General features: G+C 70.2%; 7 protein-coding genes. 6 read left to right on the top strand and 1 reads right to left on the bottom strand.

Annotation, left to right across the window (positions count from 1 at the left end; genetic code table 11):
* Positions 1-60: 60 nt before the first annotated feature.
* Complete coding sequence (locus tag ACGFYV_RS31890; protein ID WP_393881991.1) at positions 61-519, bottom strand: lamin tail domain-containing protein; 459 nt, start codon at positions 517-519, stop codon at positions 61-63.
* A 207-nt stretch (positions 520-726) separates the two neighbouring features.
* Here ACGFYV_RS31890 and dxr point away from each other — a divergent pair, with 207 nt between their 5' ends.
* The 6 genes from dxr (at position 727) to ACGFYV_RS31920 (ending at position 8091) form a co-directional block, all read left to right on the top strand.
* A complete protein-coding gene (dxr, locus tag ACGFYV_RS31895) occupies positions 727-1998 on the top strand; it encodes a 1-deoxy-D-xylulose-5-phosphate reductoisomerase (RefSeq protein WP_393881992.1) in 1272 nt (423 codons plus the stop codon).
* 8 nt (positions 1999-2006) lie between these two features.
* Positions 2007-3296, top strand: coding sequence for a M50 family metallopeptidase (locus ACGFYV_RS31900; protein WP_393882001.1), 1290 nt, complete (start codon positions 2007-2009; stop codon positions 3294-3296).
* Between the two features lie 169 nt (positions 3297-3465).
* On the top strand, positions 3466-4623 hold the full coding sequence (gene ispG / locus ACGFYV_RS31905) for a flavodoxin-dependent (E)-4-hydroxy-3-methylbut-2-enyl-diphosphate synthase (protein ID WP_393881993.1): 1158 nt from the start codon (positions 3466-3468) through the stop codon (positions 4621-4623).
* Positions 4624-4839: 216 nt separating this feature from the next.
* Complete coding sequence (locus ACGFYV_RS31910) at positions 4840-5688, top strand: GNAT family N-acetyltransferase (protein ID WP_393881994.1); 849 nt, start codon at positions 4840-4842, stop codon at positions 5686-5688.
* A 49-nt stretch (positions 5689-5737) separates the two neighbouring features.
* Positions 5738-6268 (top strand): GNAT family N-acetyltransferase, encoded by a 531-nt coding sequence (locus ACGFYV_RS31915; RefSeq protein ID WP_393881995.1) that lies wholly within the window; start codon positions 5738-5740, stop codon positions 6266-6268.
* 119 nt (positions 6269-6387) lie between these two features.
* Positions 6388-8091: a proline--tRNA ligase gene (locus ACGFYV_RS31920; RefSeq protein WP_393881996.1), complete on the top strand. Its 1704-nt coding sequence runs from the start codon at positions 6388-6390 to the stop codon at positions 8089-8091.
* The last annotated feature ends 423 nt before the right edge of the window (positions 8092-8514 follow it).

An 8514-nucleotide genomic window follows, 5' to 3' on the forward strand; every position in this document is an offset into this window, starting at 1 on the left:
TCAGGTCGCAGGAGAAACTACGGCGCCCGGGGCTCGCACGCCCCGGGCGCCGTGCTTGTGTCAGCAGTACTTGTCGCTCGGATCCCGCGTGGTCCAGGAGCAGGAGTCGACCTTGGTGCCGCTCGCCTTCGTCAGCGTGGCGGTGTCCTTGTCGTTGTTCCAGACGTAGGCGCGGCGGCCCTGGTACTTGTCCGACGATGTGTCCGAGCCCCTGCCGGTGTGCACCTTCAGGTATTTTCCGGCGCCGATCTTGACGTTCGGGAAGACGTACTTGTGGTTCGAGGCGTCCTTCAGGATCCAGCCGTTCAGGGAGATCGCCGAGCCGCTGGTGTTCCGGATCTGTACCCACTCGGCGTTCAGGCTGGTGTTCGAGCCGGTGTCCTTGCCGGGGCTGTCGAACCAGACCCGGTGGATCACCACACCGCCGGCCGCCGCGGCCGGGGTGCTGAGCAGGGTGCCCGTGAGCAGGGCGGCGCCCGCGAGAGCGGGCAGGGCGGTGCGTATCCGCACAGAGCGCATGAACAGATCCCCCCAAGGATGTCGTTCGCGAAGTCGTGCACGGGCCGGAGGTCCACCGGCCGGTCCGCGGCCACCCGCAGTCCTATCACGTGATCTTCACTGATACTCCACAAACGGGGAACCGCATCCTCGGGCGACGAGAGTGCCGACCACCCGCCCGAGGGACGCGCTGTCCTGACGGCACCGGGCAGCGGCCACAATGGGGGAATGACCGACAGTCCCGCCAGCCCCGCCCCGCTCGCCGACCCGCACCTCGTGTACGACCCCCTCGCGGGCGACGGCCCGAAGGACGTGGTGATCCTCGGCTCCACCGGGTCCATCGGCACCCAGGCCATCGACCTCGTGCTGCGCAACCCCGACCGCTTCCGGGTCACCGCCCTGTCCGCGAACGGCACCCGGGTCGCCCTCCTCGCCGAGCAGGCCCGCAGACTACGGGTGTGGACCGTGGCGGTCGCCCGCGAGGACGCCGTGGAGGCCCTGCGTGAGGCCCTCGCCGCCGAGTACGGCGCCGGGGAGCCCCTGCCCGAGATCCTCGCCGGACCGGACGCCGCCACCCAGGTCGCCGCCTCCGACTGCCACACGGTGCTCAACGGCATCACCGGCTCCATCGGACTCGCGCCCACCCTCGCCGCCCTGGAGGCGGGCCGCACCCTCGCGCTCGCCAACAAGGAGTCGCTGATCGTCGGCGGCCCCCTGGTCAAGGCGCTGGCCAAGCCCGGCCAGATCATCCCGGTCGACTCCGAGCACGCCGCCCTCTTCCAGTCCCTCGCCGCCGGCACCCGCGCCGACGTCCGCAAGCTGGTCGTCACCGCCTCTGGCGGCCCCTTCCGCGGCCGCACCAAGGCGGACCTCGCGGACGTGAGCGTGCAGGACGCCCTCGCCCACCCCACCTGGGCGATGGGCCCGGTGATCACGGTCAACTCCGCGACCCTGGTCAACAAGGGCCTGGAGGTCATCGAGGCGCACCTGCTCTACGACATCCCCTTCGACCGCATCGAGGTCGTCGTCCACCCGCAGTCCTACGTCCACTCGATGGTCGAGTTCACCGACGGGTCCACCATCGCCCAGGCGACGCCCCCCGACATGTGCGGGCCCATCGCCATCGGTCTGGGCTGGCCCGAGCGCGTCCCGGACGCCGCCCCGGCCTTCGACTGGAGCAAGGCCTCCACATGGGAGTTCTTCCCGCTGGACGACGAGGCGTTCCCCTCGGTGAACCTCGCCCGGCACGTGGGGCGGCTCGCGGGTACCGCTCCGGCGGTGTTCAATGCGGCCAACGAGGAGTGCGTCGAAGCCTTCCTGGCGGGCGCACTGCCCTTCAACGGGATCATGGAGACCGTCATCCGGGTGGTCGAGGAGCACGGAACCCCGGAAGCGGGAACTTCACTCACGGTGTCGGACGTCCTCGAAGCGGAGACCTGGGCGAGGACCCGGGCCCGTGAACTGACAGCCACGACGGCGACCGCGGAGGCGCGTGCATGACGACCTTGATGTTCATCCTCGGCATAGTGGTCTTCGCGGTCGGCCTGCTCGTCTCCATCGCCTGGCACGAACTGGGCCACCTGTCCACGGCCAAGCTCTTCGGCATCCGCGTCCCCCAGTACATGGTCGGCTTCGGCCCGACGGTCTGGTCGCGGAAGAAGGGCGACACCGAGTACGGCATCAAGGCGATCCCGCTCGGCGGCTACATCCGCATGATCGGTATGTTCCCGCCCGACGACGAGGGCCGGGTCTCCGCCCGCTCCACCTCACCGTGGCGCGGCATGATCGAGGACGCCCGCTCGGCGGCCTTCGAGGAACTGCAGCCCGGCGACGAGACGCGCATGTTCTACACGCGCAAGCCGTGGAAGCGCGTCATCGTCATGTTCGCGGGCCCGTTCATGAACCTGGTGCTGGCGATCGCCCTGTTCTTCACCCTGCTCATGGGCTTCGGCATCCAGCAGCAGACCACCACCGTCGCCTCGGTCTCCCCGTGCTCCATCGACCAGAGCGCGCACCGCGACACCTGCAAGAAGTCCGACCCGGTGTCCCCGGCCCACCAGGCGGGCCTCAAGGCGGGCGACCGGATCGTCTCCTTCGACGGCGTCCCGACCAAGAACTGGAACACCCTCTCGGACCTGATCCGCACGAACCCCGGCAAGCAGGTCACCATCGTCGTCGACCGCAAGGGCGAGCAGCTGACCCTGCACCCGACGATCACCTCGAACCGGGTCGCCAAGAAGGACTCCAACGGCAACTACGTCAACGGCTACGTCAAGGCTGGCTTCCTCGGCTTCAGCGCCGCCACCGGCGTCGAGAGGCTGGACTTCAGCGAATCCGTGACCTGGATGAGCGACCGGGTCGGCGACGCCGTCAGCTCGCTGGCCGCCCTGCCCGGCAAGATCCCGGCCCTGTGGGACGCCGCCTTCGGCGACGGCCCCCGCGAACCGGACTCCCCGGTGGGCATCGTCGGCGCGGCCCGTATCACCGGCGACATCGCCACCCTCGACATCCCCGCCTCCCAGCAGGTGGCGATGTTCGTGATGGTGCTCGGCGGCTTCAACCTCTCCCTCTTCCTGTTCAACATGCTCCCGCTGCTCCCGCTCGACGGCGGGCACATCGCGGGCGCCCTGTGGGAGTCGTTGCGCCGGAACCTGGCCCGCGTCCTGCGCCGCCCGGACCCCGGTCCGTTCGACGTGGCGAAGCTGATGCCGGTGGCGTACGTGGTGGCGGGGATCTTCGTCTGCTTCACCGTCCTCGTCCTGATCGCCGACGTCGTCAACCCCGTCAAAATCTCCTAGCCATACCGCGTTCAAGGCGGCCCGGATCCCTGTGATCCGGGCCGCCTTCCATCGAGTGGGTTTGCCGGGTGGGATGTGCTGTCGCCCGGACGGGTGCCGTAATCTCGAAGCCTGGAGCCCGCCGTTCACGGGACCGGATCCTGATCCACGACTTGGGGTTGCACAGCAGATGACTGCGATTTCTCTCGGCATGCCGTCCGTTCCGACCAAGCTCGCCGAGCGCCGCAAGAGCCGGCAGATCCAGGTCGGGTCCGTGGCCGTCGGCGGAGACGCTCCCGTCTCGGTCCAGTCGATGACCACGACCCGTACGTCCGACATCGGCGCCACCCTCCAGCAGATCGCCGAGCTGACGGCCTCCGGCTGCCAGATCGTCCGCGTCGCCTGCCCCACCCAGGACGACGCCGACGCCCTCGCCACCATCGCCAGGAAGTCCCAGATCCCGGTCATCGCCGACATCCACTTCCAGCCCAAGTACGTCTTCGCGGCGATCGAGGCCGGCTGCGCGGCGGTCCGCGTCAACCCGGGCAACATCAAGCAGTTCGACGACAAGGTCAAGGAGATCGCCCAGGCCGCCAAGGACCACGGCACCCCGATCCGCATCGGTGTCAACGCCGGCTCCCTCGACAGGCGCCTCCTCCAGAAGTACGGCAAGGCGACCCCCGAGGCCCTGGTCGAGTCGGCCCTGTGGGAGGCGTCCCTCTTCGAGGAGCACGGCTTCCGGGACATCAAGATCTCCGTCAAGCACAACGACCCGGTCGTGATGATCGAGGCCTACCGCCAGCTCGCCGGCCAGTGCGACTACCCGCTGCACCTCGGCGTGACGGAGGCCGGCCCCGCCTTCCAGGGCACCATCAAGTCGGCCGTCGCCTTCGGCGCCCTCCTCTCCCAGGGCATCGGCGACACCATCCGCGTCTCCCTGTCGGCGCCGCCCGCCGAGGAGGTCAAGGTCGGCCTCCAGATCCTGGAGTCCCTCAACCTCAAGCAGCGCGGCCTGGAGATCGTCTCCTGCCCGTCCTGCGGCCGCGCCCAGGTCGACGTCTACAAGCTCGCCGAAGAGGTCACCGCCGGCCTCACCGGCATGGAGGTCCCGCTCCGCGTCGCCGTCATGGGCTGCGTCGTCAACGGCCCCGGCGAAGCCCGCGAGGCCGACCTCGGCGTCGCCTCCGGCAACGGCAAGGGCCAGATCTTCGTCAAGGGCGAGGTCATCAAGACCGTCCCCGAGTCCAAGATCGTCGAGACCCTCATCGAAGAGGCCATGAAGCTGGCCGAGCAGATGGAAGCAGCCGGAGTGGAATCCGGCGAGCCGTCGGTGTCGGTGGAGGGCTGATCTCCGCATCGGACGCGGGTGGCTCTCAGCGCCGGTTGCCCCGTACCCCCAAGGGGCGCGAGGCGGTATCGATGTGCGGCTCCGCCGCGTGGGCGCGACCAGCCACAACGCACCCGCACCCGCCCAAAGACCCCAGCACCCCCAGCTCACAGGCGCGGCCAAAGCGGCGCAGCTATAGTGCGGAGATCAGCAGAACCCTCAGGTGAGGCCCCGCACGTGTTGACCCAGACCACCTCAAGGGTGCTCGGTCCGAGCGACCTTGGCGCCGCGCTCGCCGTCCTCGACAGCGAGCCGGTCGCCAATGCCTTCGTGGCGGCCCGCGTCCGGGTCGCCGGCCTCGACCCGTGGCGCCTGGGCGGCGAGATGTGGGGCTGGTACGAGGACGGCATGCTCACGTCCCTGTGCTACGCGGGCGCCAACCTCGTCCCGCTCTGCGCCACCCCGCGCGCCGTCCGCGCCTTCGCCGACCGCGCCCGCCGGGCCGGCCGCCGCTGCTCCTCCATCGTCGGCCCCGCGGAAGCCACCGCCCAGCTGTGGCGGCTGCTCGAACCCCACTGGGGCCCGGCCCGCGAGGTCCGTACCCGGCAGCCCCTGATGGTCACCGACCGCATGCCCGCCGACATCGCCCCGGATCCGTACGTCCGCCGCATCCGCAAGGACGAGATGGAGACGATCATGCCGGCGTGCGTGGCGATGTTCACGGAGGAGGTCGGCGTCTCCCCGCTGGCCGGTGACGGCGGCCTCCTGTACCAGGCCCGGGTCGCCGAACTGGTCGGCTCCGGCCGCTCCTTCGCGCGCCTGGACGACAGCGGCAGGGTCGTCTTCAAGGCGGAGATCGGCGCGGCGACGGCCCACGCCTGCCAGATCCAGGGCGTCTGGGTCGCCCCCGAGTACCGGGGCAGGGGCCTGGCGGCCCCGGGCATGGCGGCCGTCCTGCGGTACGCGCTCGCCGACATCGCCCCGGTCGTCAGTCTCTACGTGAACGACTTCAACACGGCGGCGCGAAGGACGTACACGCGCGCGGGCTTCCGCGAGGTGGGCGCCTTCATGAGCGTGCTGTTCTGAACCCACCCGACGCGTCCACCCCGCCCGATCGCCCCTGTACGCTCCCGCCATGGACCTCCGCATCGGCCCCCTGGACCTGTCCGCCCACGTGGACGAGGCCCTGGCCGTCCAAGCCGTGGCCTTCGGGCTCGGCCCGGAGGAGGTCGCCGTACGCCGCCAGATCGTGAAGCGCCACATGGAGTACCCCGGCGCGCGAGCCCTCGGCGCCACCAGTCGGGGGCGCCTGGTCGGCTTCGTCTACGGCATGCCCAACAGCCGCACCCACTGGTGGTCCACCGTCGTGGAGCCCTACCTCCGCGCCCAGGACAACACCTACTGGCTCGACGACTCCTTCGTCATCACCGAACTGCACGTCCACCCCGGTCACCAGAACCGCGGGATCGGCCGCCGCCTGATCACCACCATCACGGACGCCGCGGCCGAACCTCGCTCGATCCTCTCCGCGATCGACACCGACAGCCCCGCACGCGGCCTCTACCACTCCCTCGGCTACGTCGACCTGGCCCGCCAGGTCCACTTCCCGAGCGCCCCGAGGCCCTACGCGGTCATGGGCGCCCCCCTGCCGCTGCTCCGCGTCTAGGGTGTCGGCCATAACCGATTTCCGCCGGAACAGCCAGCCCGGCTAACCTCCATGCCATCACCTTCCCCCGCTCTCGGCCGCGCTCGAGAGGGGTCCCCATCGGCAGGAGTACGAGAACCATGGCGAACGCACCGGTCCAGCGCATGTCCCAGTTGTTGGCGAAGACGTTGCGTGACGACCCGGCCGACGCCGAGGTCCTCAGCCACAAGCTCCTCGTCCGCGCCGGCTACGTCCGCCGCACGGCGGCCGGCATCTGGTCCTGGCTGCCGCTGGGCAAGAAGGTCCTCGCCAACGTCGAGCGCATCGTCCGCGAGGAGATGGACGCCATCGGCGCCCAGGAGGTCTCGCTGCCCGCGCTGCTGCCGCGCGAGCCCTACGAGGCGACCGGCCGCTGGGACGAGTACGGCCAGGAGCTGTTCCGGCTCCAGGACCGCAAGGGCGGTGACTACCTCCTCGGCCCGACCCACGAGGAGATCTTCACCCTGCTGGTGAAGGACCAGGCGTCCTCCTACAAGGACCTGCCGGTGATCCTCTACCAGATCCAGAGCAAGTTCCGTGACGAGGCCCGCCCCCGGGCCGGCATCCTGCGCGGCCGGGAGTTCCTGATGAAGGACTCGTACTCCTTCGACCTGGAGGACGAGGGCCTCGCCAAGTCCTACGCCCTGCACCGCGAGGCGTACCGGCGCGTCTTCGAGCGCCTCGGCCTCGACTACCGCATCGTCTCGGCCACCGCCGGCGCCATGGGCGGCTCCAAGTCCGAGGAGTTCCTCGCCCCGGCCGAGGCCGGCGAGGACACCTTCGCGGACTGCCCGAACTGCGACTTCGCCGCCAACACCGAGGCGATCGCCTACGAGCTCAAGCCGGTGGACGGCTCGGCCGTGCCCGCGCTCGAGGAGATCCCCACCCCCGACACCCCGACCATCGAGACCCTGGCCGCCTCCCTGGGCGTCCCCGCCTCCGCCACGCTGAAGAACCTGCTGGTGAAGGTGGACGGCGAGATCGTCGCCGTCGGCGTGCCCGGCGACCGCGAGGTCGACCTCGGCAAGGTCGAGGCGCACTTCGCGCCGGCGGCCGTCGAGATGGTCACCGAGGCGGACTTCGCGGCCCGCCCCGACCTGGTCCGCGGCTACGTCGGCCCGCAGGGCCTGGGCGAGAAGGTGACGTACATCGCCGACCCGCGCGTGGCCCCCGGCACGGACTGGATCACGGGTGCCAACAAGGACGGCATGCACGCGAAGAACGTCGTCGCGGGCCGTGACTTCGAGGTCGACGAGTACGTGGACGTCGTCGTGGTGCAGGAGGGCGACCCCTGCCCGAAGTGCGGCACCGGCCTGAAGCTGGACCGTGCCATCGAGATCGGCCACATCTTCCAGCTGGGCCGCAAGTACGCCGACGCCCTCAAGCTCGACGTCCTCGGCCAGAACGGCAAGCCCGTCCGCGTCACCATGGGCTCCTACGGCATCGGCGTCTCCCGCGCCGTCGCCGCGCTCGCCGAGCAGACCGCCGACGAGCAGGGCCTGTGCTGGCCCAAGGAGGTCGCCCCGGCCGACGTGCATGTCGTCGCCGCCGGCAAGGCGCTGCAGACCGAGGTGGCCCTCGACGTCGCCGACAAGCTGGCCGCCGCCGGTGTCCGCGTCCTGGTCGACGACCGCGCCGGTGTCTCCCCGGGCGTGAAGTTCACCGACGCCGAGCTGATCGGCGTGCCCCAGATCCTGGTGGCCGGCCGCCGCGCCGGCGAGGGCGTCCTGGAACTGAAGGACCGCAGGACCGGCGAGCGCGAGGAACTCTCCATCGAGGACGCGATCACCCGCCTCAGCGCCTGACGCTTCAGCGCGACGAGCTCCCACCGATCGCGCGCGAACGCCGGCCGACCACACGTCCGGTCGGCCGGCGTTCTCCGTGCGGGTGCCTCACGACCAGGGGGGGCGCAGAGCAGAGCCGGTGCCCGGCCCCTCGCCGTGGGAGCCCGCACCTGACGTCACCGCCCCTGGCGTCACCTCGCGACGCGCTCCCACCGATCGCGCGCGAACGCCGGCCGACCACACATCCGGTCGGCCGGCGTTTTCGTATGCCGGGAAACGTTTCCGTGTGCCGGGAAAGGTGTCCTGGAGGCGCCAGCGAAGGTTTCCTGGAGCTGCCGTGAAAGGCGTCCTAGTGTTCTGAGTCGGGAATTCTGTTCAGATGTATAGGCTTGCTCTATGGCACGGACGGGGCGGCCGAAGGCCGAGTTGACACTGTCGGACGAG

Source organism: Streptomyces sp. NPDC048297 (assembly GCF_043201585.1).
Lineage (GTDB): Bacteria > Actinomycetota > Actinomycetes > Streptomycetales > Streptomycetaceae > Streptomyces.